Here is a 26,380-nt window from a genome sequence, read left to right on the forward strand (position 1 = left end):
CGGGCCGCACACCACGGCCCGGCCCACCCAAGGAGCCACCACGTGACCCTCGACGAACTCATCACCACCCTCGACGCGGCCGACCCCACCCTCGTCCTCCCGCACGGCTTCACCAACCCGCACTCCTACCGCGGCTACTACGAAGAGCTGGCTTTCGAGCCCGCCACCAACGTGAGCGTCGCCGACATGCTGGCCGACGCCCGCAGCGCCCTCGGAACCACCTTCACGGGCTGGAAGGGCGGCGAGTTCACCATGCGCGGCTACACCGACTGCTGGCTCGCTCAGGAAGGCAGTGCGGGAGGCGAGACCCTCGGCCCGTTGCTGCTGCAGTTCATGCTCTCCGCCGGGATCCAGGACGCCGCCCACCAGGCCAGCGGACAGCAGCCGGACCCGGGTGTCTTTGAGGCAGCCATGGACAGCGAGGCCGACCCCAAAGCCGCCTCAAAGGACACCGCGCACTGCTGCGGCAACTGCGACGGCATCGATCCGGACACCTGCCTCACCAACCCGAACCGGCCGAAGCAGCCCCCGATGGACCCGGCCGCGATTCTCGGCATCGCACCCGACTACTCCGAAGCCGCCCCCGCTGCCGGGCTGGACGACAACCAGCCGGCCACCGAAGCCCACCCGCCCACCACCGGCTACGCCGTCGAGGTCCACTCCACCGACGGGTGGACCCAGATCACCGCCATCTTCGACACCCTCGTCGCCACCCGACAGCAGCGCACGCGCCTCCGCGCGAAGGTCGGCACCAGGCCCATGCGGATCATCTGCGAGACCACCACCCGCGCCGTCGTGGAGGACGAAACCCGATGACCCAGCCCAGCCCCGCCGACGAACTCCGGGCCGCCGCCGAGAAGCTGCGCGATTACACCAGCACGACCAGCCCCGCGCCCTGGCATGTGAACCAGTGGGACAACGTCGAGACCGCCGGCCGTGAGGAGATGGCCGAGGTCTGGCCCCTCCAAGCCAACCCCAGCGCCAACGCCACGTACATCGCTCTCATGCACCCCGGCGTCGGCACGGCTCTCGCCGACCTCCTCGACGACCAGGCCGATGGCGACGACGAAGGCGTCATCAACCCCTGGGCCCTCGCGGTGGCCCGCGCCCTGAACGGAGAAGCCCAGTGACCACCCCCGCCCACCCGCTCCGCGCCAAGCACGCCGGAACAGACCCCGTCCACGCCGCCCGCTCCATCCTCGCCGGCGGCCACAACACCGCCTGCCTCATCTGGCTCGACCCCAAGGCACCTCACCAGTGGCTGCCCGACACCACCCCCGTCACCTGCGCGGCCTGTGAGCGGGCCCTCGCCCGGAAGGCCAACCGATGACTCAGCCCACGCCCACCATCCACTGCTCCACCCCCGGCTGCACCAACACCGCCACCCACCCCGACGCCCACACCATCGCCGACGTCCGCCGCCTCAACCGGGCCTGGCGGCAGCGCGCCGGCGGTCGCGACCTGTGCCCCGACTGCTGGAAGGCCGGACGGCGATGACCCAGCCCGAGCCCACTCAGACCCGGCACACCGTCGACGACGACCTCGCCTGGACCCGCGAACAGCTCCTCGCCGCCCAGCAGGAAGCCACCGACGCCGTCACCCGCGCCGAGAAGGCCGAGCGGGCCGTCGACCACCTCGCCGACCGCTACCGAGGCGCCGAAGCTGCCCGGGACACGTGGGCTGCCGAAGCCGCCACGCAGAACCTCCGCGCCGAGCGGGCCGAGGCCGAGAGGGACCGCTACAGGTTCTGCTGGAACAGCGCCCGGGACCGAGCCCAAGCCCTTGGCGAAGGCGTCCTCCGCCACGTCGCCAACCGCGACCCATGGAAGCGCCAGGCACTGGAGCAGCAGCAGCGTGCCGAGCGGGCCGAGGCCGCCCTCGACGCCGTCCGCGCCGTCCTCGCCGACTGGGAGGGCTCCGACATCAGCTACAGCAACTTCGCCAGCGCCATCCGCGCCGCCATCGACGCGCACACCACCGGGCCGACCACCACCTGACCACCCACAAACCCCTGACAAACCCTGGGGCGCGCTACCCGCGGCGCGCCCCACCCAGCTCAGGAAGGACTGCCGTGATCGTCGAACAGCCACCCCTCTGGCCCGACGGCTGGGAACACGAAGCCGACGCCAAAGCCGGCACCCACCGCCAGCCCCGCCGCTGGGCCCGGTCCGTACCCACCGACCACGGCCGGCCCTGCACCCGGCCCCAGATACCCCACCGCCGCGTCGTCAACGTCATCAGGAGCCTGTGATGAGTGGACCCGCACGACAGCCTCTGACCCGCCGCCAAGCCGAAGTCCTCACCGCAGCCGCCGACGGCTCCACCCTCACCGTTGTGGCCCAGCGGCTCGGAACAACCCGCGAGCAGGTCGCCGCTCGACTCTCCGAGGCGTACCGCCGACTGGACGTCGCCTGGATGGAACGAAGCGATCGCCGGCCAGCAGCGGTCCGTGTGGCCCGGAAGCGGGGACTGATCCCCGCCGAGACGCAAGGGGAGGCAGCGTGAACCCCAACTCGACCCCGCCAGGGGGCCTGAGCGCCCGCGAGGCGGCCGAACGAGGCGAGAAGGCAGTCCGCGACGTCGGCGCGACGCCAGGCCCGCAGACGGCCGCTCAGGACGCTGACCCCCGCGCCGTCCTCCTCGACACCATCTCCACCGCCCTCAACGCCGCCGGCTACTGGCTCCCCGCCGACGGCAAACAGGCCATCGTCGCCGCTGTACTTGCCGTCCAGGGCGAGCAGTCCGACACCCCCGCCTGACCGCCCCGCCCGCACCAGCACCGCTGCAAGGAGACCGCCGTGAACGACCTCGACACCTGCCTCCGCTGCCGCCGCGAGCTCCGCGACCACGAGGCCGGCCGCTACCTGTGCAACCACTGCGAGGACCGGGTGGCTGTTCATCTCGGAGCTATCCCCGGCCTGTTCGTCCAGCTCGACCAGCACCTCGCCCGCGGCAGCAGCAGCGGCCCGACTGTCTCCGGCAGCAAGACTGCGCCTGCCCCGCTCCGCATCGGCATCCTCGACATGCAGACCGAACGCGGCCCCATCCTCGCACCGCTGGAAACCTGGGTGCGTGACTGGGAGGAAGCCGGATACGCCGAGGTCAACGAGGCCGGCACCGCCACCGACAGGGTCACCCACGCCTGCCGGACGCTGCGGTTCAACCTCTCCCGCGCCGCCGCCCAGCATCCGGCGATCGACGAAGCAGCCGACGAGATCGCCTCGATCTGGCGCATGCTCAGCCGCACCGTCACCGGCGAGACCGCGCCCCGCCGCATCGCCGTCACCTGCCCCTGCGAGCAGACCCTCCGCATCACCCTCGACACCCGCGGCGAAACCTGCCCCCGATGCGGCGCCGAGTACGGACACAGCGAAGTGCTGCGACTGCCGTTGGCGGACAGGCGGGCCGCGGCGTGAACGACCGACGGCCGATCGAACGCGTCTGCAACACGATCCCGATACGGACCGACCGCAACGGTCGCGCCTGGATCAAGGCCTCCGACGTCGCCCTACTTCTCCGCGCCATCGCGAGAGGCTGCCGCGAACACGGCGGTAACCCCGACTGCGACCTCCTCACCACCGCAGCAGCCATCGACACCGAAGCCGACACCATCGCATGCCGAGCCATCATGCAAACCCGGTGACCTACTCCGCAGGCAGCCGCCGCGCCAGCTCCGACGCGAGCTGGCCAGCCGCCGCACCCTTCTCAAAGTCGTCGTGGAAGCGCAACAACAGCTCGACATACAGCAACAGCTCAATCAGCCTGTGAGCCTCGGCGGCGGTGAGAAGCGGCAAGCGGGGGCCAGTCGGGTAGCTGCCGATGACGGGCTCAGAGGTATCCACGACAAGAGCAACGCGCACGGTTGCGAACAGGCACTACTAGGACCGCCACACGATCGTGTGGCGGTCCCCCGTATGGGGCGCCACTGCACGCATGCCACGCACGATGGTCATGCGTCAGCCAAGCGCTCCGCTTCGTCTTCCAACTCCGCCGCTAGCGAGTCGAACAGCTCGCGCACGGACTGCAAGGACGAGTGCAGTTGCTCGCTCCTACGCTCGGACGACTCTTGAGCTAGCAACCTCACGACCTTGCTCCTCTGGAAGAAGAACTGCCGAGAGGGATCATCACGCCGTAGCAAGGCGGCTCGGACCAGCCAGTGATGCAGACGAAGACTGCTGGCATGGCGAGTTAGGCGCCGAGTCGGAGCAACCAACTCCCCAGCCCCATAGACCAGGCACGCCTCAGGCAAGGAGCCCATATCAACCTGTCCGGAACCCTCCAGCCAAGCCATGGTCGATCGAAACAGAGGCTCGTCTTGCTCGACGGCCTCGGTGATCTCCGGCTCAACGGATTCTTCAGCAGCCTCCGCCACCGTCAGCCCGCGTGCAACCTCGGCGGGCACTTCAGCCTCGGCAGGTGTGTTCCGTGGAGTGAAGCTGATGTTGAGGTCAGCATCCAAGGCGTCCGCCAGCCGGCGCAGCAGCGGCAGCGTCGGCACGGTGCCGCCACCCTCAATACGGGAAATCGCCGGCTGCTTCATGCCCGCACGTTCCGCTAGCGCCGTCTGCGTCAGCCCCAGCTTGGTACGCAGGTCATAGACCATCTGCCCCAGCATGAATGCGAGGCGTGCATCCTGGTGGGCCTTCTCGTACTCATCCGTGTCGGCGGAAGCGAGCCGCTGGGAGCGGACTGACCTCCAACTAGTGTGGTTCACGCCTACTCTCCCTTCTTGGTCGCGCGGCTGTACTCGTGAGTGGCCTCACCTGCGTGCCGGGCCTCGCACGCGGCCTGCGCAGCGATCGCGCGGGCCACCTCGGCCTTCTCGTTCATCTTCGTCTTGCGGAAGTGCGTCAAGAGCACGATCCGTTTCCCAGGGGCCACCCAGTACGAGACCCGGTGCGCCTGCGTGCCCAGGTTGAAGCGGAGCTCCCACGTCTTGCCGCCGAGGTGCTTGCAGTACGGGCCGCGCAGGGTCTCGACCTGCTCGGCCAGCATCCCGACCGCGAAATCCACGTGAGCGTGATGCCTGTCGATGAGACCAGTCATCCAGGAGACCACTTCGGGCTCCGCCTCCACCGCATACAGCTCCACCATACCTTTCATGGTATATACCTCGAAAGATATACCCCAAACCTGCAGGTCACAAGCCGATCATGGCGAGACATCTGCGACCGGGTAGCACGACGAAGCCCGCCACCTCACGGTGGCGGGCTCGTTTGCGTGCGGCGTCAGGCGCCAAGCGTCTCGTCGAGGTACTCCTGCACTGGCCCGAACAGCCCCCACGGCACGTAGTCGGGGATCTCGTCCAGCCGGATCCACGCGACCTCGGCCAGCTCCTCCTCGTCGGCGACCCTGGCGTCGCCACCGACGACCTCGCAGGCGACATAGGACATGTGCCGGCCGGTCTGCGGGTGCACGCGCTCACCGAGCGACCGGACCGCCTTCACCTCCAGGTCGACCTCCTCGGCCGTCTCCCGGACCGCGGCCTGCTCGGCGGTCTCCCCGGCCTCGATGCCGCCGCCCGGGAACGCCCACAGCAGCTTCCCCTCCCGCTCCCGGCGCCTGATCATCAAGACACGGTCGTCCCTCGTGATGATGGCCGTGGAGATGCCCTGCTCAGTCGTCTGCTCGGTCACGCCAGTGCCTCCAGGATCGGCGGGTAGATCTGCTGCTCAGGGATGAAACGGGTCAGGTCAGCGCGCGGCACCCAAGCCACGTCGCTGTTCTCGTCGGGGTCTCGATTCTCGGCCTCGCCCATCAGGTGCTCCGCGAGGAAGTAGTCGACTAGGACCCCTGTCCGGGGGTGCACGCGTTCGCCGAGCCGTTGCCGGACCGCACACCGCACGCCGGTCTCCGCTCGGGTCTCCTCGACGGCGACCACCTCGGCCTTGCGGCCGGGCTTCACCGTGCCAGCTGGGAACTGCCAGGTGAGGGCATCGTCGCCCCGTCGGCAGACCAGGAGCACATCGGCGCCCCTGGTTACGACCGCGACCGCCACGCGGAAAGCCTGCGCCTGAGCGGCACTTGGGGTCGGGCGGGATAAGGCGGCAAAGCGACGGATCACCGATGCGGGGGCCCTTTCGTAGGCGGTGTCGAGGAGCTGCTGGGTGTCGTTCTTCGGGATCTTGTCCGGTGCACTGTGCCAGCTGGCCACCGTGCGGACCCCAACATCGAGGTGCTCGGCGAACTGCTCGTTGGTCATCCGGAGAGCCTGCTGCAGGGCGCACGCCGTGCGGCCAGTCCAGGTCACGACTTCCACTGTCCGCCCCTCGCGAGATCGAATCCGAGATCTTGCACTGTCGCTGCGCTCGCGCTGCATCGGCATCGCACTGGGCGGCCATGGCTTGAGTGCCTCCATGCCGGTTGACTTTCAGGCATGAGGAAAACGCTGCTACCGAGAGGCGCGCGAGATCTGCTCCGCTCGCGAGCCGGTGACCCCAAGGAGCACCCCCACCTGGTTCCAGGAGCGACCTTCGTGGAGCTCCATCACCGCGTCGGCCTTGGCCTTCTTGATGTCCGAGGCAAGGAGCTTGCCGAGCTCGTCGAGCTTCTTGAAGCGGTCGGCAGGGCCATCGGTCAGAGCGGCCAGATCGCTGATCAGCGCCGCGCGCTGCTGCTCGAGGAGTTCGGTCATGAGGTGAGCGTAGGGAACTTCTCGACTCGCTACAAGCTTCTGCTTGACGGGGATTCGCGAGAGCCCTACTGTCTTCCTCAGCGACAGGCTCCAAGCAAACGCTTGAAGTTGGTCATAGCCCACTCTCACCGGACCCAGTCCGCGGGCGACATCACAACAGAACAGAACGGGCCGGACACTGCGACTCTCACATCGCAGGCCGGCCCCACCACGAGGAATCTCTGAAGGGTCACCCTCATGGCTACGCAGAAGTCTAGCGGCACCCGTGTGCCCGCTGCCTCGAACACCCTCACCGTCGACCGCCTCCTCTCGGCCCCGCTGTCGGAGCTGCTGGCGGAGGTAGGCGCCGAGCTGATCGACGCCCCGGCGACCGACGAGGCCCTCGGCCGGATCGAGGGCCGCCTCGGCGCCGCCCGTCTGACGATGCCGACCGGCCGCTCGGCTTTCGAGCGCGACACCGTGATCCGCATCCTCGTCGGCAAGCTGGCCGGCGCCCCGATGCGCCCGGTCCCGCCGTCGCTGGATGTCCGCACCTACGGCGGTGCGAAGTGACCGCCCCCGCGGTTGAGGCCGCCACCGTCCCGGCTCCGCGTCGTCTGATCGCGGTCGGCCGCAAGAAGGGCAGCGGGTCGATCGTGATGGAGTACCCGCCGATGTCCGAGGCCGACAAGGCCGCGCACGCCGCCGCCTCCTTTGTCCGCAAGGGTCGGTGATCGCCGTGTCGGACATCGCCGAGCAGCAGGCCGCCGAGGCTCTCGCCCAGCAGCGGATCCAGGCCGCCATGCAGGCTGCCGCCGACGCCGAGGCCGCTCGCCAGGCCCGGCTCGCCGCCGAAGCCCAGCGCTAGCACCCCCTCCTCTTCCGGACAGGCCGCCGTGCGGCGCGCCTGGACCGCCCCCAAGCCACAGCCAGGGAGACACCCATGTCCCGCTCGGAACCCAAGGCGGAGATTGACGTCGTGGTCATCTCCTTCGGGTACGGCCACGAGGCCGCCCCCGACGCCACGATCACCCTCGACCTGCGGCACGCGTTCCGTGACCCGCACGTCGACCCCCGGCTCCGCTACATGACCGCTGTCGACCGTCCGGTCCGCAAGGCCGTCCTGCGTACCCCGGGTATCCGGGCGCTGCTCAAGGCGACCGTGGGCCAGGTCCTCGCCTTCCGCAAGGGCCCGTCCGCCGGCCAGGTCGTCGTCGCCGTTGGATGCGTCGGCGGCCGGCACAGGAGCGCGACGACTGCCCACTACCTCGCCCGCCGTCTGCGCCGCCGCGGCCTGTTGGTCGATGTGCAGCACAGGGACCTGGCGAAGCCGGTTCTCACCCGCTAGCCCCGTCCATCCCCCTCTAGCCGCCGGGGCCGGCGGTCCATCCCCCTGCTGCCGGCCCCGGCTACCCACCCCATCCCGCACCTCTGCCACAAGGAGAGATTTGCCATGTCCAAGTCCAGGCTCATCGCCGGCACGACCTACGACTGGATGGTTACCAGCCAGGTCGGCCAGATTCGGCAGGAGCACTGGGGGCACGTCCTCGGATCAGGAGAGACCGAGGACGAGCAGCTCGAGCACATCCGTCGGGTCTGCGCTGAGCGGCGGCATGTCCCCCTCTCGGAGATCCGGATCGTGAGCGCGGTCTTCACTCCGCGCTAGCTGTGGGAGCTCCGACTTCCCCAGCCCCGGACCCGGCGTGACGCTGCCGGATCGAATCCGGCCCGGGGCACTCCACCCGGCCACCCCGCTCACCTGAAGGAGCACGCCATGCCCGCTCTCGTCCTGATCCCGTCCGATGGCCCGTCCGAGCAGCTCGCCGAGGTCGAGGCGTCGGTCCGCGCCGGCGTCATCACCGACTACCTGGCCGCCCTGCGTACCGGCAGCGTCCTCGACCGGTTCGCCGCCGAGTACCTGGCCGAGCGGATCGACGAGTCCACCCCCGACGGCCCGCGGCTTCGCGACGAGCTCGACGCCCTCCGCAACCTCGCCGCCTGATGGTCACCGCCGACCAGGCACTCGCCGCGGCCTGCGCAGGCCTCGCCGTCCTGTCGGTCAAGCAGCAGCAGGGAGACCCGGAAGCCGGCGCCCAGATCGAAGCCCTGAACGATGCCGCCGCCCTGATCGCCCGAGACATTCGAGAGGAGTCCCAGTGAGCAACGTGTGGCGTGACGCCCGCACGATCGCCGACCTCGGTCAGAACATGGCCGGTTGGCTGGAGGGCCGGATTTCGTCCTGGCCCGGGTACGACGGCCCGTTCGGGCAGGAGGAGACGGGTGGCGCCCGTCATCTCGTCCCCACCCTGATCGCCCTGAATCGGGCCGGGTTCGTCACCGTCGCCTCCCAGCCCGGCGAGATCGGCGGCGGCTACCGGCAGCGGGCCTGCGTCGAAGGTGTCGTCCACGACCACAGCCCGCTCCTCGACCGGCTCCTCGCCTTGCAGGACCAGGGGCTGACCGTGGTCCGCGGCTGGCCGAAGCGCCAGATCGTCCTCACCGAGGACGCCCGCCGCCCGGTCACCACGATCGGCGGCTGGCGGATGCGCCGTAACGACATCCACGCCACGTGGCGCGGAGTGGGCAGTCAGGCACTTCGCGAGCTGAAGGAGCACGGCGCCAGGCTCCACATCATCGATACCGAATGGGGCCGCGACGACCGGCTGTGGCCCGCGCTGGCGGGAGCGGTCCGGTGAGCCTCGGCTGGCTGATCGGCCTCACCCGCGCCAGGGTCTTCCTGATCTTCACCGGTCTGGCATGGCTCGTCGGCCTTCAGGTCCCGTTCCTCACCCGCCTCGCCCTCGTCCTCCTCGCCGCCGTCGCGGTCGCCTTCGACGGCTTCCTCGACAACCAGCGCACCCGCACCCCCACCCAGACCACCACCATCCCGCCGCAGCGCACCCCCGCCTAACCCGGAAGGAAGCGATCACCGTGAGCATCACGCCCCTCGACAAGGTCAACGGCCACGTGCTGCCCGAGACCTCGCACGCCGAGTCGTGGGCGCGGGCCGGCATTGCAGACGCCGAAGCCGAGAAGATCCGCGCACTCACCGCCGCCGAGGTGGAAGACCGCCGGATCAAGGCCGAAGCCGAAGCCGACGCCATCCGCATCAAGGCCACCGAGGAAGCCGTGCGGCAGCGTCTCGCCAACGAGCGAGCCGCGCTCCGCTTCGAGCGAGAGAAGGCCACCGAACTCGCGAAGATCGCCGAGGCAAACCGGAAGAAGGAAGCCGAGGAACGCGCCGCAGCCGAAGAGCGAGAGCAGGCCGAAGCCGCCAAGCAAGCCGAAGCCGCCACCGCCCAGGCCGTCGAGACCGCCACCGGCCGCTGGAGGAACACCGCCAAGGGCTTCTACGCCCTGTGCGCCGCCGTCGCCCTCCCCGTCCAGATGGCCGCCTTCTACAAGCCCGACGCCAAGTACCTCCTCGTCGCCCCGGTCTTCATCGAGGTGATCGCCCTCGTCGCCCTCGTCGGCGCCGCCGCCGCAGTCACTGCCGGGCGCCCGCACTGGCACTACCGGCTCGTCGCCTGGGGCGGCGCGCTCACCGCCGCAACGATCAACATCGTGCACGGCCTGGAGGCGTTCGACCCGGCCACCGCGTTCGGTACCGCGCTCGCCTCGATCGCCGGCCCCGGCATGTGGGACCTCCACGAGCACGGCCGCATCGCCCGCCGCGACGGCACCCTCACCTGGCGGCAACGACGCGCCGAGGAGAAGGCCTGCCGCAAGGCAGCCGCCGAGAAGTCGGCTGCGGACAAGCAGGCAGCGGCTGAGCAGGAGGCCGCACGCAAGGCGGCCGAGGAGCGGGACCAGGAGTTGGCCACCCAGCGCGAGAAGCACTTCCCGAAGGTGTGGCAGCACGCCGTCAAGCTCGCGGCCGCGCTCGGCGAGACCACCGTCACCGACGCTGTCTGGAAGCGCGCGCACAACGACATCGAAGGCACCGACCCGAGCGAGTCCGTCGACATCATCCGCGGCCGCAACGCAGCCGCCCGGCGCGTCCTCGCGGCCCGCTCCGAAGCCCCCGGCGAGAAGCCCGTCAAGGTCACGAACGCCCAGCGTGCGCCTCAAATGCCCCCTGCCCGGCACCCGGGCCCGAAGGCTCGTGCCACGCGCCGCGCCGGAGACACCCCGAAGTACGCGGCAGTCGCCCGCCGGCAGGCAGCGATCACCGCCCGCGAGGCCGCCAAGAAGGAGGAGCAGTGACCACCGCCACCCACGCCGAGCAGAGCGCCGAGCGGCCCACGCTCACGATCGTCAAGGACAACGGCGGCACCCCCGTCGAGGGCACGGTCGTCGAGCACCAGGGCACCGTCGTTGCCCGGCCCGCGTGGGCCGTGTCCGCCGCCGAGCGGGCCCAGCTCGCCCGGCGCCACGCCCTGACGAACTGGGGCTACCTGCCCTGGACCGCCCGCGGCTACTGGCGCCTCGCCGCCCGCTGGACCGACGGCTGGCGCGACGACTACCCGCAGATGATCCACACCGCCCGTGCCGACCTCAAGGCCGCCAAAGGCGACGCCGACTTCGAACAGAGCGCCAAGCGCACCGTGCAGCGCCTCCGCCAGGAGTACACCCACCACCGGCTTGTCTACGGCGCGAAAACCGGCGCCTGGATGGCCACCACCGGCACCGCCAGCGCCGTCGGCGTCGCCGCCGGCGGAGTATGGACCAGCCTCCTCCTCGGCATCGCCACCGTCGCCTACGGAGCCTGGCATGGCCGGCCCGCCATCATCGCCGCCGAGGACGACCCCGGCCGCATCGAGATCCTCGCCGAGGAAGGCGCGCCGTTCCCGATCGCGGACGCCACCAGCCGCACCGAAGCCGCCGAATGTGTCCGCCGCGCCCTCGTCTCCGAAGGCATCGCGGTCGCCGAGGTCGAGGCCGGCCGCCGCTACGACTGGGGCTGGGAAATCAACGTCCGCCTCCAGAAGGGCACCCCCGCCGACCTCATCGCCAAGGCCGGCGACCTGGAAACCCCGCTCGACCTGCCCGTCGACGGCCTCCTCTGCCAGCCGCTGCGCGCCAGCCGGGCCCGCGCCACCCTCCGACTCGTCGAAGGCGACCCGTTCGTGAAGATGCCGCCCCTGCCCGACCGGGCCCCCAACAGCGGCCGTCTGCGCGACAAGGCCCTGCTCGCCCTGCGCATGGACGGCCAGCCCACCGAACTGTCGTTCCTGGGCCTGCACTTCATCGTGATCGCCTCGTCCGGCGGCGGGAAGTCCGTCACCATGCGGTCCATCGGTGACGTCCTCACTGCCTGCGAGGACGTCGTCGTCATCGACCTCGACCCGGGCGGCAACGGGCTCGAACCCCTCGCGGAAGCCGTGGGCGTGCGAGTCGTCGGTGCGGACCAGATGCACGTCATCGAAGCCGTCCTGGAGAAGCTCCTCAAGGTCGCCAAGGCGCGGGCGACACTCCTCGGCAAGCTCGGCATGGGCGACAACTGGGTCCCGTCCTGGGACTATCCGGCGATCGTCGCGCTCATCGACGAGTACCCGCAGCTGTCCCCGAAGGCCAAAGCGCTCGTCGTCGCGATCCTCCGCGTTGGGCGCAAGGCATGCGTCCAGGTCGGTCTCGCCGCCCAGGAAGCAACGAAGGACTCGATCGGCGCCGCGATCGCCGACAGCATCGCCCTCAAGATTGTCGGTCCGGCCCGGCACCAGGACATCGTCCAGGTCTGCGGCGCCGGAGCGGGCGCCAACGGCTACAGGCCCGACCGCCTGCACCCCGCCCAGGGCGAGGACCCGGCCGACGCCGGCAAGGCGTACATCATGGGCGCCGGCCAACGCGACCCGCTCATCCACAAGTTCATCTCCATGACCCCCGCTGAGTGCAAGGAGCGCGCGGCGGCCCGCGCCGCCGCCGGACGCCCCTGGATCGACGACATCTCCCTCAAGGCCGCCGGTGTCACCTTCGACGACCTCCACACCGTCAAGCCCCGCATCGAACTCCCCGAGGCCGTCGAACTCGCCCGGCTCGCGTTCACCGCCAACAACGACCCCGAGCGCATGACCAGCGAGGAGATCTACGACTACGTCTCCTCCGCCTCCGAGACCTGGGCGCCGCAGGACGACGAAGAGCCGAAGCAGGCCCTCGCCCGCTTCCAGGAGGCCCTCCGCAAGCAGGCCGCCCAGCTCGACCCGCACGCCGACATGAAGACCAAGCAGTGGCGTGGAGGCCGCGGCTACTACCTCTCCACGATCGAAGCCCTCACCGCCGGATTGCTCGTCTAAACGGCCTCTGGTGGGTGTGACGTCGCAGGTCACGGCCGTGACGCACCCCGTGACGGGGGCGTGACGACCCCCTCCAGGCCGTGACGCGTCACACCCCCGTCACACCCCCACACAACGCCCTGACCTGCAGCGTCACGGGCCGTACCAGGCCGTGCCACGCCCCATATGCGAAGAACATCCCGACCTGAAAGGAGACCCCGACATGCCCCTCAAGCCCCACTACCAGCCCACCCGCGCCGACGCCGCCGAGCTCGCACGGGACGCCCAGCCCGGTGACCGGCTCTACGCCCTCAACGGCGAGTTCATCGTCACCGACGACACCAGCCCCGCCTTCGGCAGCCACCTCGTCCGGCCCATCGACGCCGCTGGCCCCGGCTCCATCACCCTCGCCCAACTCCTCGCCCGCTGCGGCGGCATCTTCACCCAGCCCCCCACCCACGCCTGACCACCCCCGAAAGGACCCGACATGAAGACCACCTACCACGCCACCCGAGGCGACAAGAAGGCCCTCTGCCGCGACGCCAAGCCCGGCACCCCCCTCTACGTCATCCACGACCACGTCGCCATCAAGGGCGAGCCCAGCACCACCTACACCGAATGGATCGTCACCGACGACACCATGCCCTTCACCGGCAACCGCATCGCCCAGAACCCCACCAGCGGCGCCACCATCCCCGTGCCCTCCCTCCTCGCACAGGAACGCGCCGTGCACACCGCCCGGCCCGCCGGCATCCCCAACCGGGCAGCCATGGTCACCCACGAGACCTACAGCGCCGCCGCCCACCAGGCCGCCCAGAAGGTCGCCAACAAGCACGCCGAGGACGCCGCCAAGGCCCTCATCCGCCGCTACGCCGGAAGCCGCTGAGCCTGACGGCTGCCTGTCCGCCCCCGCCGCCACCACGGATCGGGGACGGGCAGGGAGCCGGGACAGACCCGGACCAACCACAGACCAGCAGGAGGACCCCATGTTCGGACGCAAGGCCGCCGCCGCCCTCGATAACGCAGCAGCCGCTCTCCACGACACCGGCAAGAAGGTCGCCGGAAACGCCGGCGGGCGAGTTGGCGACACCATCGCCAACGCCGTCCTGGCCCCCATCCGCAACCAGATCAACGCGAGCTGCACCAACTGCAGCCGCGGCAAGTGCAAGAAGCACTGACCCGAGACAACACGCCATGAACGGGGCGCCCCCTCCGCCTGGCAGCAACGGGAGCGCCCCACCCCACCCGCACACCCACGTACAGGAGGACTTCGAGATGACCACGACCATGCCCCTCACAGCAACCCCACCCAGGGCATTACCCGTTGACGCGGCCGCGCTCATCGCCTCCATCGAGGCCTACCTCGCCGAACAGGCCCCGAAGACCGCGCACCCGCTCGTCACCAAGACCACCGCCCAGCTCGTTGCCGAAGCCCTCGCCACGCTGGAGGCCGCCACCGAGCAAGCCACCCCGGCCCTGGCCGCCCCGCGGCGGCTGTGGCGGATCATCCCCGACTGGGCCCTCGCTCTGACCCCTGCCCGCCGGCTCCACGGCGCCGGCCGCCAGATCACCGTCCAGCAGCACCTCGAACTCACCGCACTCGTCATCCAGCAGTACGGACACCACCGCGGCGGACTCCGCTCCCGAGGGGGGCGTCGGTGCATTCTCGGCGCGCAAGCCGTCCTCTACCGACTCGGCTACGGCGACGAACACACAGCCCAGGCCGCAGGAGCCCGCCTCCAGAACGCCCTCCGGCGGCGCGGCATCAACGAGCCCTACCACCGATGGAACGACCGGTCCGAACGCACCCTTGACGACATCCTGCACCTGATCCACAGCGCCGCTGCCCACGAGGTGGCCCAGTGAGCGTCACGACCACAGCAGACGTCCAGCGAGCCCTCGGCTTCACCGACGCGCAGTACATCGCTTGGACGGCGATCCACGAGATCGGACACGCCGTCGCCGGCGAAGCCGCCGGAATGAAGGTGCGGAAGATCGAGATCAACGCCAGGAAGGGCAGAATCCACGGAGGGCGGGTCGTGTGCGCACCGAATCACGACATCCACGCTAACCTCGTCTGCGCTCACGGCGGGCACATTGCCCAAGACCTCTGGATGCGTCAGTACGGGCTGATCACCAGCCACCGCCTGAGCATCTCCCGCACATCCTCCCGAGCCGACCTGGACAAGGTCGCCCAGTACCAGCCCAACCCCCAGGCCGGCATCCAGGCCGAAGACGACGCCCGCCGACTCCTAGGCGCGTCCTGGCCGCGAGTCATCCGGGCCACCAACGTCCTCATGGCCGAGGCGAAACTCTCAGGGCGGCAGCTGGCCCGCATCCGCTAACCCACCGCCAACGGCCACGCCAAGGAGCGGTGATAGCGGCGAGGAGCCCGGAGACCTCTGCGGCCGGTGCATCGCCGCCCTCGCACGACAGCAGCGAGAAGGCGCGCAGCAGATCAGTAGTTGTCAGGCCGAGCAGCCATATGTCACACTGCCCCCATCCGGATACCAGTGTGTCCGCCGCTACTTAGAGCCCCCAGCATCCGCCGGGGGCTTTCTGCATGTCAGGGGGCGTCATGGACCCGACCGAGCTCTACCCCACGGATCTCGTCTACGCCCACGAAGCCTCGGCCGCCACCGGCGTGCCTGAGCCCGTCATCCGGAAATGGGCCTCGCGCGGGAAGGTCGCCCGCTACGAAGGCGACCCCCGCCAGTACTCCGGTCAAGGCCACGAGTACAAGACCATGTACGCGCTCCCCGAGATAGAGGCGCTGGCCGCCCGGTACAAGCCCACACCTCAGCGGGCCCGAGCCGCCTGATCCACCCCCGCGAGAGGAGCCGACGATGTCGAACCTCGTCTTCAACACCGCCCTGGGACGCGTCGCGGCCCTCGCTGCCCTCCCGGCAGCCAACGACGCCCTCGTCGCAGTCCCTCTCGAAGCGACCGGCCTCGTCACCGACACGACGATGCGCGACTACGACGACCTCGCATCCCTTCTCGCCGGCGCCTCCAACGAGCAGACGACGATGGGCCGCAAGACCCTCACGGGTGTCACCGTCACCGTCGACGACGCCAACGACCGGGTGGCCGTCGACTGCGCCGACATTACGTGGACCGCCGCGACCGGCAACGCGGTCGGCGCCGTCGTCATCTGCTACGACCCCGACACGACAGGCGGCACCGACGCCGACCTCGTACCGCTGACGAAGCACGACGTGTCGCTGACCCCGGACGGGAACTCGTTCACCCTGAGCGTCGCCGACTTCTACCGCGCGACCTCCACCGCGTGACGGCCGGCTCACCGACGGAGGCGGGAGGTCGCCATGGCAGCCTTCGCTGACGACTTCAACCGCCCCAACTCCACCGACCTCGGCGCCGGCTGGGTCCAGGTCAGCGGCTTCTGGTCGATCGTCTCCAACCAGCTGTCCCCGGGCTCGGACGGCGGCACGATCATTCTGCGGGCGGCCAGCCCCATGGACAGCAGCGACCACTCCGCCCAGATAACCATCGCCGCCACCACGGCCGCCAGCCACGGCGTGTGGTGTCGCGGGAACTCGAACATCAGCAGCGGCTACCTGTGGCGGAACGACGGCGCGAGCTGGGACCTGTTCAGCGTCGTCAGCGGCACGTTCACCGTCATCGGCTCCTACGCGGCGGCCGCGGCCCCGGGCGACGTCGCCAAGGTCCAGGCCGTCGGGTCGGCGATCAAGGGATTCGTCAACGGTGTCGAGCGGGTCTCGGTCGTCAACACGGCCGTCGCAACGGGCACCAGCGTCGGCCTCCGGTCCACGTCGGCCAGCGCCATCCGGTTCGACGACTTTTCCGCCGCGGACGTGACCGCCGGCGTGGCGCTCGCAGCCGCAGGCGAGACCGACGCGGCCCAGGCGCTGGCCGGCAGCAAGACGACCGCACTCACCGCCTCCTCGGAGGTCGGTTCGGCGCAGGCCCTGGCAGGCGCTAAGGCGCGGCTGCTCGCCACGTCAGTGGCCGCCGAGACCGCGCAAGCCCTCACTGGCGGGACGAGCCGAAGCCTCACGACGGCCGCCGGCGTCGAGACCGCCCAGCCGCTGACCGGCACCAAGACCGCGGTCCTCGGCGTCGCCGTCGAGACCAGCACTGCGAGGCCGCTTGCGGCGGCAGGCGGGGGCGGCGTCGACAGGGTCGTGGCCGGAACACCCCACAGCCTGTGGACGGCAGGACGAACCCGCGCACCCGCCTGGAGCGCCGGGACGCCACGGACGTAAGGGGGCACCGTGGACCGCAGCAGCCTCGAAGAGCTCCTCACCCCGATCAACTCCGCCAGCGACCCCACCTCGTACAGCGTCCGCGTCGCCGTCCTCCTCGACGGCGAGCGGCCCGAAGCCAGCGACTGGCACGTCGCCGAGTGGCGCACCGTCGACGGCGTTCACCACGCTGCGCTGCTCGTCGGGCCCGGAGGTGCCGTAGAGCTAGGGCCAGGCGCCTACCGCGTCTGGGCTGAGATCACTGCCCCACCCGAGAAGCCCGTCGTCGCAAGCCCGCGGTTCAGCATCGACTGAGGTGCGTACCGCATAGGTCACGAAACGGAGACAACGCCTCCAACCCCCACAGCAGCAACAACGATGAGACCTCTCATCACGCAAAGTCCTGGGGGGACCATGCGACGCACCGCCATCGCCGCAACCACCGCGGCCCTCGCCCTCACCCTCGCTGCCTGTACCGGCACCGAGCCCGAGGTCGCCACCAAGCCCGACCCCAAGCCGACCTCGCCCGCAGCCAGCGAAGCGCCCGCCAAAACGACGGAAGCACCCGCGCCGAAGGACGCCGGCCTGGGAGACACCATCACCCTCAAGGGCCTCGAAGACGGGGAGCAGATCTCCGTCACGCTCAAGAAGGTCTCCGACCCGGCTGTCCCGAAGGACGAGTTCTTCAACCCCGACGAAGGCAACCGCTGGATCGGCATCCAGATCGAGATCGTCAACAGCGGCACCGCCGTGTACGACGACAGCCCCAGCAACGGCATGCAAGTCGCCGACGCCGACGGCCAGCGGTTCAACGGCGTCATCGCCGAAATCAAGGCGGGCCCCGCCATGGCCGCCGGCGTCACCCTCAAGCCCGGCGCGAAGGCTCTCGGCTGGCTCGTCTTCGAGGCGCCCAAGAACTCGAAGATCACCACCGTGCAGTTCGGCATGAACAGCGGCTTCTCCGACCAGACCGGTGAGTGGACGCTCAAGTAAACCCAGGACGCCGGGAGGTGCGATGACGCCTCCCGGCGCCCCGCAGCACCCGCGCCCGACCGAAGAAGGGCGCCACATGGACGACCTGCTGATGATCGTGCCCACGCGTGGCCGCCCCAACAGCGTCCCCGCCATCCTCGACTGCTGGCGGCAGACCGGCGCCACCGCCGACCTGCTGTTCGCAGTCGATGACGACGACCCCATGCTCGCCGGCTACCGCGAGCACATGGAGCAGATCGACGACCCCCGCGTCCACTGGGTCACCGGCCCACGGCTCCGGCTCTGCGGCACCCTCAACAAGGCCGCCGCCGAGATGGCTCTTCGCTACCGCTTCCTCGCATTCATGGGCGACGACCACCGGCCGAGGAGCGCCGGATGGGACGAGCGCTTCCGTGTCTGCCTCTCCGGCGGGCCTGGTGTCGTCTACGGCAACGACCTCCTCATGGGCGAGCGGATGCCGACCGCCGTCGCCATGACCAGCGACATCGTGCAGACCCTCGGCTACATGGCACCCCCGGCCCTCGTTCACCTCTGCCTCGACCTCGTCTGGCTCGACTGGGGCCGCGGCATGGGCCGCATCACCTACCTTGGCGACGTCGTGCTGGAGCACATGCACCCCGCCAACGGCAAAGCCGCGATGGATGCGGGCTACCAGGAGTGCAACAGCTCCGAGCAGGCCACGGCCGACGCGACCGCCTACTACGCCTACCGCGACGAAGGCGGCCTCGAAGCCGACCTGGAGAAGCTGCGGGCACTCGTGGAGGAGGCGGCATGAGCAGCATCAACGACGTCATCGTGGCCTGGAACGAGGCCGACCCGGCCGCCATCCACCCCACCCGCGAGGTGTCCGAGGAGGCCTACCAGATCTCGGGCGAAGTGCAGGCGGAACTCCTCGCCACCGTCCTCCCCGAAGGCTGCCGCGTCATCGACTTCGGCTGCGGCGACGGGCGTGTGGCCATCCCCCTCAGGCAGGCCGGGTACGACGTCACGGGTGCCGACGGCTCCCAGACCATGCTCGACCGACTCGCCCAACGCGACCCCGACATGCCGCGGGTCCTCAGTGACGGGCTCGACCTGGCCGCCGTCATCGGTAAGAAGGCCGACGCCGTCATCTCCCTCGCCGTCGTCATTCACCACGGCTACGAAGCCGGCGAAGCCATCATCGAAGGCCTCCGCTCAGCAGTCCGCATCAACGGCCTCCTCGTCCTCGACTGGCCAGCCTCCGACGAACCTGCCGAAGGCAGCAGCTGGATCAGCGTCACCACCTGGTCCCGCGAACAGCAGGACGCCATCTGCAAGCGGATCGGGCTCAAGCGCCTCGACAGCGACCTGCCCTGGCCCGTCTTCCGGGCCGTGAAGGCAGGCAGCTGATGCGCGTACTCCTCACCGGCTCCGCCGGGTTCATCGGCCGCCACCTCCACACTGCCCTCGACGCCCGCGGCGACAACGTCACCGCCATCGACATCGTCAACGGGCCCGACGCGCTGGACCTCTTCCGGTTCAACAGCGCTCCATACGACCTCGCCATCCACTGCGCTGCGATCGTCGGAGGCCGGGCTAGCATCGATGGCTCGCCTCTTGGCGTCGGAACGAACCTCGGGCTCGACGCCTGGTACATGCGGTGGCTAGCCCGCTCAGGCACGCCCAGGGCGGTCTACTTCAGCTCCTCCGCCGCCTACCCGGTCGCCCTGCAGCAGCCCGGACCGATTCGGCGCCTCGTCGAAACCGACATCGGCTACCAGCAGCCCGGCCGGCCCGACGCCACCTACGGGCTTGCCAAGCTGACCGGCGAACAGCTCTGCCAGTACGCCGAAGCCGAAGGCACCCGCATGACGATCCTGCGGCCCTTCTCCGGGTACGGCGGGGACCAGGACGAGGCATACCCGTTCCCCGCGTTCATCCGGCGAGCCAGGGAGCGGCAGGACCCCTTCGAGATCTGGGGCGACGGCACCTCCACCCGCGACTGGATCCACGTAGACGATATCGTCGACGCCACCCTCGCGGCTGTGGAGGAAGGTGTCACGGGGCCCGTCAACCTGGGCACGGGGCGCGCGACCACCTTCGACCAGCTCGCGAAGATGGTCACCGCGGCGGCTGGCTACCGGCCCGAGCTGAAGCACCTGCCGGCCGCACCGCAAGGCGTTCACCACAGGGTCTGCGACCCCAGCCGCATGCTCGACTTCCACCTGCCCCGCGTCACCCTCGAAGAGGGCATCGAGCGGGCACTCGCCGCCTGACCGAGAGGAGCCGAGCCATGGGCGACACGTACATCTACTACGACGTCCTCACTCCCGAGCAACCGCCTCCTCCTGACGTCGTACTCGTCTACGCCCGCTACTTCGCCGCGAGACAGGGCCTGGCCGTCCCCGCAGATGCCAAGCCGTGCATCAGGCCGTACCCCGACGACACCGGGCTCTACAGGGTCGAGACGCTCGCATGCCATCCCTCATGAGCGGCAGATGGAAAGACTCGAACCGAGCCCGCCGGCTGCCGCCAAACTGGCGGCGCATCCGGGCCCAGATCCTCGCCCGAGACCCCGTCTGCAAAATCTGCGGCGTCCGACCGTCCGCCTTCTGCGACCACATCGTCGCCAAGGCCGACGACCACAGCGAGACGGGCCTGCAAGGCGTCTGCGGTCCATGCCACGACCAGAAGAGCAGCCGAGAGGGCAACGCAGCGCAGAAGGCCAACCCTCGACCAGGACGTGCTCGCCCACCCGAACCCCACCCCGGGATGAAGTGATGCCGTCCTACCTCATCCAGCACCCCGCAGAGCAGCGCCGCGAAGACATGCTCATCGAGGACGACGAACTCACGCTCGCCTTCGTCGGCGGATGGGCCGTCTTCACTGACGGCCAAGGCGTATGCCTTGCCGTCCCGGCCGGCCAGGGAGCACACATCCAACGTGTCGACAGCAGCGCAGCTGAACAGCTCCAGACGCAGGGCGAGCAGGCAGTGGACCTGGAGAGCACGGCCGGCGCCACGGGGCAGCAGGAGGCAGGACCATGGGCGACGTAGGCACAGTGCATGTCCAGTGTCCCGACTGCGGCACGCCAGTCCCGATGACCCTGCAAGCCAGAGGCATGACGAGCCAGCACAACGTGCTGCAGCTCGCGGTCGAGGCCGACTACACCGACCTCTGGGCTCACAGCTGGACGCACGACGACCCTTGATCATTGCCGACCGGTTCGCCCGTCGGCCGGCTGCCGGGGTGGGGGGATACCCCCCTGCCGGCGTTCTCCCTGATCGGGGCCGTATAGATAGCGACTGTCTGTACGGGTTTCCCTGGCGCCCCCCACGGCGCCACCTCTCGCCCCCAGCGCGTCCCGGAGGCGCGCGTCAGACCCTGGAGGTCGCCATGGGCACGCGTGGACCCATCCCGGAGCGCTCCGAAGCGCGCCGGCGACGCAACAAGACCGACGACGTCGCCTTGGTGAAGGCGCCGTCGACGCCGACCGACCTGCCGGACCTGCCCGAGCCGGATCCGCTGTGGCACCCGATCGCCGCTGACTGGTACCTGTCGCTGCGGGACTCTGGCCAAGCTGCGTTCTACCAGCCGTCAGACTGGGCGATGGCCCGGTATGCCGCCGAGCTCATGTCCCGCGGCCTGACAGGCGACCGCCCCCCGAACGGCCAGTACGTCGCGGCCCTGAACTCGGTGATGGCCAGCCTGCTGACAACGGAGGGCGACCGGCGCCGGGTCCGTATCGAGCTGGAGCGCAAGCCGGCCGTCAAGGCGGTCCCGGCTTCGGTGACAGCGATCGACGCCTACCGAGCTTCGATCGGTGGCTGAGAACGAGGTCCCCGAGGTCGTCACGCCCTTCACGATCGGTCCTACGTGGCAGCGCGGAGAGGACGGCAAGTTCCTCCTTCCTGAGTACACGCTCGGATGGCATGCCCTGGCGTGGACAGCGACCTACCTTCAGCACTATGTCGGGGCTCCGTGGCGCTACACGGCCGAGCAGGCCCGCTTGACGCTGTGGTGGTACGCCATGGATCCGGTGACGAACCGGTTCGTGTGGCGCGACGGTGTCATCCAGCGGCTGAAGGGCTGGGGCAAGGATCCCCTGATCGCCACTTGGTCGGCGTTCGAGTTCGTGGGCCCCTGCCGGTTCGGGCAGGTCGCGGATGAGGGTAATGAGTGGGGTGTTCCTCCGGGCCAGCCGCTCGGCCAGCCGCATCCGGCGGCCTGGGTGCAGATCGCCGCGGTGAGCCAGGACCAGACGCGGAACACGATGACGCTGTTCCCGTCGATCCTGACGAAGCGGGCGATCGAGGAGTTCCGCATCGACCTCGGCAAGGAGATCATTTACGCCGACAAGGGCCGCGCCCGCATCGAAGCCGTCACGAGCTCGCCGCGCGCGCTGGAGGGCGGTCGGCCGACGGCGGTGAATCTGGGTGAGACGCATCACTGGCTGGAGTCGAACCAGGGGCACGAGATGGCCGCGGTCATCGAGCGCAACGCCACGAAGTCGGCTGACGGACAGTCCCGGACGCTGGCGAACACCAACGCCTACGAGCCTGGCGAGGACAGTGTCGCCGAGCGGACCCGCGAGGCGTTCGAATCGGCGGAGGCTGGCCGCGCTGCGGAGGTCGGGCTGTTCTACGACAGCCTGGAGGCGCCGGCGGAGGCGAAGCTGTCCGAGGAGTGGATCGAACCGACACTGCGCGCTGTCCGGGGCGACTCGGTCTGGCTGGACCTCGAGCGGCTGAAGGCGTCGATCCTCGATGTCCGCAACCCGCCCAGTCGGTCGCGCCGGTTCTGGTTCAACCAGATCACCGCCTCGGAGGACGCCTATCTGGCGCCCTACGAATGGAATGCGTGCCCGCACGAGGGCATCGAGTTGCAGGCGGGCGACGAGATCGTCCTCTTCTTCGACGGCTCCAAGTCGGACGACGCGACAGGCCTGGTGGCATGCCGTTTGTCCGACGGTCACCTGCAGACGCTCGGCGTGTGGCAGAGGCGGCCGAACTGGCCGGATGGGGTGCCCTGGCGGGTGCCGCGAGAGGAGGTCGACGGCGTCGTGGACTTCACCTTCGCTACGTACAGGCCGCTGGCGTTCTTCGCCGACCCAGGGTCAGGCTTCGACGACGCCGACGGCGAACGGTACTGGGACAGCTACATCGACACGTGGGCGCAGCGGTACGGCAAGCGGCTGAAACTGAAGGCGGTCTCGTCCGGGCACGGTGCTCACGCGGTGATGTGGGACATGCGTGACCGCCGGCGCCAGCAGGCCTTCACAGAGGCCGTGGACCGCTTCTACCGGGATGTGCTGGAGCGGCAGGTGACCCACGACGGCCACAAGGTTCTCCGGCAGCACATCGCCAACGCGCGTCGCCGCACGAACGCTTGGGGCTACACGATCGGCAAGGAGCATCGCGAGTCCGCCCGGAAGGTGGACTTGGCGGTGTGCGCAATCGGCGCCCGAATGCTCCGCCGGATGGTCATGAACAGCCCGGCTTGGACGAAACGGTCGAAGGCCCGCGGTGCGGGAAGGGTGGTGGTCCTGCGATGACGATTCCCACCCTGCCCCTGGTCGGCCTGTCGGACGACGAGCAGCAGATCCTTACCCTTCTCCGAACCGATCTGCTGGCCCACCGATTCAAGCTGGAGGTGTTGGACGCCTACTTCAACGGCGAGCAGATCATCCGAGACCTGGGGATCAGCATCCCGCCGCAACTGAAGACGCTGCACACGGTCATCGGCTGGCCGCGAGTCGGGGTGGAGGCTCTGGAGCAACGCCTCGACCTGGAGGCGTTTCGCTGGGCTGACGGGTCGGACTCCACCGAGCTGGAGGAGATCGCCGAGGCGAACGACCTGTATGACGAGTCGAGCCTGGCCCATCTGGACGCCCTGACCTACGGCCACGAGTACGTGACGGTCGGCACGGCGGACGACGACGGCGCCCCGCCGATCATCACCTACGAGTCGCCGCTCGACATGACGCTCGCCTGGGATGCCCGGCTACGCAAGCCGCTATACGCGCTGCGGGAGTGCCAGGACCGCTACGACTTCGGTCTGACGCCGGACGAGCGGCTGGTCACGCTGTACCTGCCAGACCAGAACATCTACGCGGTACAGCAGGGGAACGACTGGGAAGTCATCGACCGGGACGAGCACGGTCTCGGCGTGGTGACGGTCCTGCGTATGGCGAACCGGCAGCGAACCGGTGACCGGGTCGGAAAGTCGGAGATCACTCCCGAGGTCCGGTCCATCACGGATGCTGCATGCCGCCGGCTGATGGGCATCGAGGTGGCTGCCGAGTTCTTCGGCGCCCCTCAGCGCTACATCTTGGGCGCGAGCGAGTCCGCGTTCCAGGACGCCGAGGGCAACGCCAAGAGCGCGTGGGAGACTTACATCGGGCGCGTTCTGGCCCTGGAGCGGGACGAGGACGGTGACGTCCCGACGGTAGGCGCGTTCACGGCGCATGACCCGTCGGGCCAGACGAAGATCATCGACCTGTATGCGCGAATCATGTCGTCGCAGCTGTCGGTCCCACCACACATGCTCGGCTACACCAGCGACAACCCTGCGAGTGCGGACGCCATCCGCTCAGCCGAGGGCGCCCTGGTCAAGAAGGCCGAGCGGAGAATCAGACGGTTCGGGGCCACGCACAAGGCGACGATGCAGCTGGCGCTGTGGGTCCGGGACGGCGAACAGCCTGATCCGTCACGCCGCATTGAGACGGTGTGGCGCAACCCGGCGACGCCTACGATCGCGGCCCAGACCGACGCGGCGGTGAAGATGGTCGCCGCCGGCCTGCTGCCTGCAGATTCCGAGGTGGCGCTGGAGATGGCTGGTCTGACCGAGGACCAGCGCGAGCGTGTCGCCGCCGAGCGACGCCGGGCCCAGGGCCGCCAGGTCCTGGCCTCCCTTGTGGGCCAGGGCGCCGAGGAGACCGCGGTACCGGAGGCTGGCGATGGCGAGTACGACCTCTGATTCTGGGCCTGCCGCGGTACGGCAGCGGCAGGCCCAGCGCGGGGTGACGCGCTTGCTGGTCCGCGACATGCGCTCCTTGCGGCGGATCATCATCCCTTCCCGGCTCCAGGCCACGGTGCCCGAATGGATTACGGCAGTCAGGTCCCTGGTGGACCAGTACGGCGCCGCGTCGTCCGCTCTCTCGGCGGACTACTACGAAGCGCAGCGAGCCGCGGCCCGCGTCACGGGAAGCTTCACCGTCCCGCTCGTCGACCCGCCCCCGGAGGAGCAGGTCGAGAACAGCCTGCGGTGGGCGACGAAGGATCTGTGGCCGCGAGACCCGGAGGACCCGGAGACTACCGACGCCCAGCGCCAGCCGATGGACGTCCGCCTTGAGCAGGCCGAGAAGAAGGCTGAGGCGGTCGCCCAGAAGTTGGTCTCTGACCAGGGCCGCGGCACGGTTCAAGGTGCAGTGCAACGCGACCGGCAGGCCACCGCATGGGCGCGTTCTGCGGCTTTGGGCGCGTGCAGCTTCTGCAAGCTCCTGGCGACCCGCGGAGCGATTTACAAGGAGGACACGGCCGACTTCCAGGCCCACGACGGCTGCCACTGCGGCGTCGTGCCGGTGTTCAAAGGGCAGCGGTTCGAGCTGTCCGACCACGCACGCGAGTGGGAGCGGCTGTACCGCGAGTTCGCGGCGCCTCACTCGGGCGATCAGCTGAGGCGGTTCCGCCTGGCCCTCGCCGAACACGGGCACTCGCCCGCTCTGTAAACCCGCGGCTGCCCTGGAGGTGGCCTTTCTCAGCCCCTGGAGGGCCAGTTCACCATGCCTGAAGAGACCCAGACCGAGCAGGTCGAAGAGCAGCCGCAGGAGCTCGACACCGCCCCGGAGGCGGAGGGCGCCGAGGAGGAGCCGTTCGACGCGGACCGCGCCAAAAAGGCGATCAACAAGAAGAACGCGGAGAACAAGAGCCTCCGCGATCGCCTCAAGGAGCTCGAACCGCTCGCCCGCAAGGCGAAGGAGCTCGAGGACGCCCAGAAGTCCGAGCAGGAACGGCTCTCCGAGCAGCTGACCGCCCAGCAGGAGAAGGCGGCTAAGGCCATCCGCACAGCCGTGGCCTCGAAGGTGGAGGCGCTCGCCGCGAAGGAGTTCGCCGACCCGGAGGACGCCGCCGGCGCGCTGGACCTGTCTGGCTATGTCGACGACGACGGGGCCATCGACACCGACGCCATCAAGAGCGACCTCGCCGACCTCCTCAAGCGCAAGCCGCACTGGGCCAAGGCCCCCGAAGGGCCGCGATCCCCGCGACCGGACCGCACGCAGGGCTCGTCAGGCAACGGCAACCGAACCCCCAACAGCCCGGCGGAAGAGTTCGCGGGCTTCATGAAGAGGGCCCTCAACGGGGGCCGCTGAGAGA

General features: G+C 69.5%; 46 protein-coding genes. 40 read left to right on the forward strand and 6 right to left on the reverse strand.

The window, feature by feature from the left end; translation table 11 throughout:
* Positions 1–42 precede the first annotated feature (42 nt).
* The 9 genes from DEJ43_RS10395 to DEJ43_RS10435 all read left to right on the forward strand — a co-directional run bounded on the left by DEJ43_RS10395 (position 43) and on the right by DEJ43_RS10435 (position 3,643).
* The gene (locus tag DEJ43_RS10395; protein ID WP_015033305.1) at positions 43–816 is read left to right on the forward strand and encodes a hypothetical protein; all 774 of its coding nucleotides are present in this window, start codon (positions 43–45) and stop codon (positions 814–816) included.
* On the forward strand, positions 813–1,130 hold the full coding sequence (locus DEJ43_RS10400) for a hypothetical protein (protein WP_015033306.1): 318 nt from the start codon (positions 813–815) through the stop codon (positions 1,128–1,130). Before DEJ43_RS10395 ends, DEJ43_RS10400 begins: the two co-directional genes overlap by 4 nt.
* Positions 1,127–1,330 (forward strand): hypothetical protein, encoded by a 204-nt coding sequence (locus tag DEJ43_RS10405; protein ID WP_015033307.1) that lies wholly within the window; start codon positions 1,127–1,129, stop codon positions 1,328–1,330. Before DEJ43_RS10400 ends, DEJ43_RS10405 begins: the two co-directional genes overlap by 4 nt.
* Positions 1,327–1,497, forward strand: a complete 171-nt coding sequence (locus DEJ43_RS37380) for a hypothetical protein (RefSeq protein ID WP_158506254.1) — start codon at positions 1,327–1,329, stop codon at positions 1,495–1,497. Before DEJ43_RS10405 ends, DEJ43_RS37380 begins: the two co-directional genes overlap by 4 nt.
* Positions 1,494–1,997 carry a hypothetical protein gene (locus tag DEJ43_RS10410; RefSeq protein ID WP_015033308.1) on the forward strand — a complete coding sequence of 168 codons (504 nt, stop codon included), beginning with the start codon at positions 1,494–1,496 and terminating at the stop codon, positions 1,995–1,997. Before DEJ43_RS37380 ends, DEJ43_RS10410 begins: the two co-directional genes overlap by 4 nt.
* Positions 1,998–2,071: 74 nt before the next feature.
* Entirely contained in the window at positions 2,072–2,251 is a 180-nt protein-coding gene (locus DEJ43_RS10415; protein WP_041662332.1) for a hypothetical protein, read from the forward strand.
* A 250-nt stretch (positions 2,252–2,501) separates the two neighbouring features.
* A complete protein-coding gene (locus DEJ43_RS10425; RefSeq protein ID WP_015033310.1) occupies positions 2,502–2,759 on the forward strand; it encodes a hypothetical protein in 258 nt (85 codons plus the stop codon).
* A 39-nt stretch (positions 2,760–2,798) separates the two neighbouring features.
* Complete coding sequence (locus tag DEJ43_RS10430) at positions 2,799–3,416, forward strand: acyl-CoA synthetase family protein (protein ID WP_015033311.1); 618 nt, start codon at positions 2,799–2,801, stop codon at positions 3,414–3,416.
* On the forward strand, positions 3,413–3,643 hold the full coding sequence (locus DEJ43_RS10435; protein ID WP_041662333.1) for a hypothetical protein: 231 nt from the start codon (positions 3,413–3,415) through the stop codon (positions 3,641–3,643). Before DEJ43_RS10430 ends, DEJ43_RS10435 begins: the two co-directional genes overlap by 4 nt.
* A 1-nt stretch (position 3,644) precedes the next feature.
* On the opposite strand, the gene DEJ43_RS10440 is transcribed toward DEJ43_RS10435, so the two are convergent.
* From DEJ43_RS10440 to DEJ43_RS10465, 6 genes are all read right to left on the reverse strand, one after another.
* Positions 3,645–3,842, reverse strand: a complete 198-nt coding sequence (locus DEJ43_RS10440; protein ID WP_145953697.1) for a hypothetical protein — start codon at positions 3,840–3,842, stop codon at positions 3,645–3,647.
* A 107-nt stretch (positions 3,843–3,949) separates the two neighbouring features.
* Entirely contained in the window at positions 3,950–4,603 is a 654-nt protein-coding gene (locus DEJ43_RS38675; protein WP_323806178.1) for a helix-turn-helix domain-containing protein, read from the reverse strand.
* A 113-nt stretch (positions 4,604–4,716) separates the two neighbouring features.
* Entirely contained in the window at positions 4,717–5,094 is a 378-nt protein-coding gene (locus DEJ43_RS10450) for a type II toxin-antitoxin system RelE/ParE family toxin (RefSeq protein ID WP_041662335.1), read from the reverse strand.
* Between the two features lie 134 nt (positions 5,095–5,228).
* A complete protein-coding gene (locus DEJ43_RS10455; protein ID WP_015033314.1) occupies positions 5,229–5,636 on the reverse strand; it encodes an NUDIX hydrolase in 408 nt (135 codons plus the stop codon).
* The gene (locus DEJ43_RS10460; RefSeq protein WP_202490739.1) at positions 5,633–6,202 is read right to left on the reverse strand and encodes an NUDIX hydrolase; all 570 of its coding nucleotides are present in this window, start codon (positions 6,200–6,202) and stop codon (positions 5,633–5,635) included. The genes DEJ43_RS10455 and DEJ43_RS10460 overlap by 4 nt, the downstream gene beginning before the upstream one ends.
* Before the next feature lie 189 nt (positions 6,203–6,391).
* On the reverse strand, positions 6,392–6,634 hold the full coding sequence (locus DEJ43_RS10465; RefSeq protein ID WP_041662336.1) for a hypothetical protein: 243 nt from the start codon (positions 6,632–6,634) through the stop codon (positions 6,392–6,394).
* Between the two features lie 237 nt (positions 6,635–6,871).
* Here DEJ43_RS10465 and DEJ43_RS10470 point away from each other — a divergent pair, with 237 nt between their 5' ends.
* From DEJ43_RS10470 to DEJ43_RS10610, 31 genes are all read left to right on the forward strand, one after another.
* Positions 6,872–7,186, forward strand: coding sequence for a hypothetical protein (locus tag DEJ43_RS10470; RefSeq protein WP_015033317.1), 315 nt, complete (start codon positions 6,872–6,874; stop codon positions 7,184–7,186).
* A complete protein-coding gene (locus DEJ43_RS37385; RefSeq protein WP_015033318.1) occupies positions 7,183–7,347 on the forward strand; it encodes a hypothetical protein in 165 nt (54 codons plus the stop codon). The genes DEJ43_RS10470 and DEJ43_RS37385 overlap by 4 nt, the downstream gene beginning before the upstream one ends.
* Positions 7,344–7,481 carry a hypothetical protein gene (locus DEJ43_RS37390; protein ID WP_158506255.1) on the forward strand — a complete coding sequence of 46 codons (138 nt, stop codon included), beginning with the start codon at positions 7,344–7,346 and terminating at the stop codon, positions 7,479–7,481. Before DEJ43_RS37385 ends, DEJ43_RS37390 begins: the two co-directional genes overlap by 4 nt.
* A gap of 75 nt (positions 7,482–7,556) precedes the next feature.
* On the forward strand, positions 7,557–7,961 hold the full coding sequence (locus DEJ43_RS10475; RefSeq protein WP_015033320.1) for a RapZ C-terminal domain-containing protein: 405 nt from the start codon (positions 7,557–7,559) through the stop codon (positions 7,959–7,961).
* A 105-nt stretch (positions 7,962–8,066) separates the two neighbouring features.
* Entirely contained in the window at positions 8,067–8,279 is a 213-nt protein-coding gene (locus DEJ43_RS10480; RefSeq protein WP_015033321.1) for a hypothetical protein, read from the forward strand.
* A 108-nt stretch (positions 8,280–8,387) separates the two neighbouring features.
* A complete protein-coding gene (locus DEJ43_RS10485) occupies positions 8,388–8,615 on the forward strand; it encodes a hypothetical protein (RefSeq protein ID WP_015033322.1) in 228 nt (75 codons plus the stop codon).
* Positions 8,615–8,773: a hypothetical protein gene (locus tag DEJ43_RS37395; protein WP_158506256.1), complete on the forward strand. Its 159-nt coding sequence runs from the start codon at positions 8,615–8,617 to the stop codon at positions 8,771–8,773. Before DEJ43_RS10485 ends, DEJ43_RS37395 begins: the two co-directional genes overlap by 1 nt.
* Positions 8,770–9,309, forward strand: coding sequence for a DUF6919 domain-containing protein (locus DEJ43_RS10490; protein WP_015033323.1), 540 nt, complete (start codon positions 8,770–8,772; stop codon positions 9,307–9,309). Before DEJ43_RS37395 ends, DEJ43_RS10490 begins: the two co-directional genes overlap by 4 nt.
* Positions 9,306–9,524, forward strand: coding sequence for a hypothetical protein (locus DEJ43_RS10495; RefSeq protein WP_015033324.1), 219 nt, complete (start codon positions 9,306–9,308; stop codon positions 9,522–9,524). The genes DEJ43_RS10490 and DEJ43_RS10495 overlap by 4 nt, the downstream gene beginning before the upstream one ends.
* A 20-nt stretch (positions 9,525–9,544) precedes the next feature.
* Complete coding sequence (locus DEJ43_RS37400; protein ID WP_015033325.1) at positions 9,545–10,819, forward strand: SPFH domain-containing protein; 1,275 nt, start codon at positions 9,545–9,547, stop codon at positions 10,817–10,819.
* Entirely contained in the window at positions 10,816–12,846 is a 2,031-nt protein-coding gene (locus tag DEJ43_RS10510) for a hypothetical protein (protein WP_015033326.1), read from the forward strand. The genes DEJ43_RS37400 and DEJ43_RS10510 overlap by 4 nt, the downstream gene beginning before the upstream one ends.
* 202 nt (positions 12,847–13,048) lie before the next feature.
* Entirely contained in the window at positions 13,049–13,291 is a 243-nt protein-coding gene (locus DEJ43_RS10515) for a hypothetical protein (RefSeq protein ID WP_015033327.1), read from the forward strand.
* A gap of 21 nt (positions 13,292–13,312) precedes the next feature.
* Entirely contained in the window at positions 13,313–13,711 is a 399-nt protein-coding gene (locus DEJ43_RS10520) for a hypothetical protein (RefSeq protein ID WP_015033328.1), read from the forward strand.
* A gap of 100 nt (positions 13,712–13,811) precedes the next feature.
* Entirely contained in the window at positions 13,812–14,003 is a 192-nt protein-coding gene (locus DEJ43_RS10525) for a hypothetical protein (RefSeq protein WP_015033329.1), read from the forward strand.
* 97 nt (positions 14,004–14,100) lie between these two features.
* A complete protein-coding gene (locus DEJ43_RS10530) occupies positions 14,101–14,691 on the forward strand; it encodes a DUF6197 family protein (RefSeq protein WP_015033330.1) in 591 nt (196 codons plus the stop codon).
* Positions 14,688–15,170 (forward strand): hypothetical protein, encoded by a 483-nt coding sequence (locus DEJ43_RS10535; RefSeq protein ID WP_015033331.1) that lies wholly within the window; start codon positions 14,688–14,690, stop codon positions 15,168–15,170. Before DEJ43_RS10530 ends, DEJ43_RS10535 begins: the two co-directional genes overlap by 4 nt.
* Before the next feature lie 233 nt (positions 15,171–15,403).
* A complete protein-coding gene (locus DEJ43_RS10540; protein ID WP_106433701.1) occupies positions 15,404–15,646 on the forward strand; it encodes a hypothetical protein in 243 nt (80 codons plus the stop codon).
* A gap of 25 nt (positions 15,647–15,671) precedes the next feature.
* Positions 15,672–16,118 (forward strand): hypothetical protein, encoded by a 447-nt coding sequence (locus DEJ43_RS10545; RefSeq protein ID WP_015033333.1) that lies wholly within the window; start codon positions 15,672–15,674, stop codon positions 16,116–16,118.
* Between the two features lie 33 nt (positions 16,119–16,151).
* A complete protein-coding gene (locus DEJ43_RS10550; RefSeq protein ID WP_015033334.1) occupies positions 16,152–17,072 on the forward strand; it encodes a hypothetical protein in 921 nt (306 codons plus the stop codon).
* 9 nt (positions 17,073–17,081) lie between these two features.
* A complete protein-coding gene (locus DEJ43_RS10555; protein WP_015033335.1) occupies positions 17,082–17,366 on the forward strand; it encodes a hypothetical protein in 285 nt (94 codons plus the stop codon).
* A gap of 99 nt (positions 17,367–17,465) precedes the next feature.
* Entirely contained in the window at positions 17,466–18,044 is a 579-nt protein-coding gene (locus DEJ43_RS10560) for a DUF4352 domain-containing protein (RefSeq protein ID WP_041662339.1), read from the forward strand.
* Between the two features lie 76 nt (positions 18,045–18,120).
* A complete protein-coding gene (locus DEJ43_RS37405; RefSeq protein WP_041662340.1) occupies positions 18,121–18,819 on the forward strand; it encodes a glycosyltransferase family 2 protein in 699 nt (232 codons plus the stop codon).
* Positions 18,816–19,415 (forward strand): class I SAM-dependent methyltransferase, encoded by a 600-nt coding sequence (locus DEJ43_RS37410; protein ID WP_015033338.1) that lies wholly within the window; start codon positions 18,816–18,818, stop codon positions 19,413–19,415. Before DEJ43_RS37405 ends, DEJ43_RS37410 begins: the two co-directional genes overlap by 4 nt.
* Entirely contained in the window at positions 19,415–20,281 is an 867-nt protein-coding gene (locus tag DEJ43_RS10570; RefSeq protein WP_015033339.1) for an NAD-dependent epimerase/dehydratase family protein, read from the forward strand. The genes DEJ43_RS37410 and DEJ43_RS10570 overlap by 1 nt, the downstream gene beginning before the upstream one ends.
* A 17-nt stretch (positions 20,282–20,298) precedes the next feature.
* Positions 20,299–20,496, forward strand: a complete 198-nt coding sequence (locus DEJ43_RS10575) for a hypothetical protein (RefSeq protein ID WP_015033340.1) — start codon at positions 20,299–20,301, stop codon at positions 20,494–20,496.
* A gap of 289 nt (positions 20,497–20,785) precedes the next feature.
* The gene (locus tag DEJ43_RS10585; protein ID WP_015033342.1) at positions 20,786–21,061 is read left to right on the forward strand and encodes a hypothetical protein; all 276 of its coding nucleotides are present in this window, start codon (positions 20,786–20,788) and stop codon (positions 21,059–21,061) included.
* Positions 21,062–21,401: 340 nt separating this feature from the next.
* The gene (locus DEJ43_RS10590; protein WP_015033344.1) at positions 21,402–21,836 is read left to right on the forward strand and encodes a phage terminase small subunit; all 435 of its coding nucleotides are present in this window, start codon (positions 21,402–21,404) and stop codon (positions 21,834–21,836) included.
* Positions 21,829–23,559 (forward strand): phage terminase large subunit protein, encoded by a 1,731-nt coding sequence (locus tag DEJ43_RS10595; RefSeq protein WP_015033345.1) that lies wholly within the window; start codon positions 21,829–21,831, stop codon positions 23,557–23,559. Before DEJ43_RS10590 ends, DEJ43_RS10595 begins: the two co-directional genes overlap by 8 nt.
* Entirely contained in the window at positions 23,556–24,983 is a 1,428-nt protein-coding gene (locus tag DEJ43_RS10600; protein WP_015033346.1) for a phage portal protein, read from the forward strand. Before DEJ43_RS10595 ends, DEJ43_RS10600 begins: the two co-directional genes overlap by 4 nt.
* Positions 24,964–25,734, forward strand: a complete 771-nt coding sequence (locus tag DEJ43_RS10605) for a VG15 protein (RefSeq protein WP_015033347.1) — start codon at positions 24,964–24,966, stop codon at positions 25,732–25,734. The genes DEJ43_RS10600 and DEJ43_RS10605 overlap by 20 nt, the downstream gene beginning before the upstream one ends.
* A 54-nt stretch (positions 25,735–25,788) precedes the next feature.
* On the forward strand, positions 25,789–26,376 hold the full coding sequence (locus DEJ43_RS10610) for a coiled-coil domain-containing protein (protein ID WP_015033348.1): 588 nt from the start codon (positions 25,789–25,791) through the stop codon (positions 26,374–26,376).
* Positions 26,377–26,380 lie beyond the last annotated feature (4 nt).

This window comes from Streptomyces venezuelae ATCC 10712, assembly GCF_008639165.1.
Taxonomy (GTDB): Bacteria; Actinomycetota; Actinomycetes; order Streptomycetales; family Streptomycetaceae; genus Streptomyces; species Streptomyces venezuelae.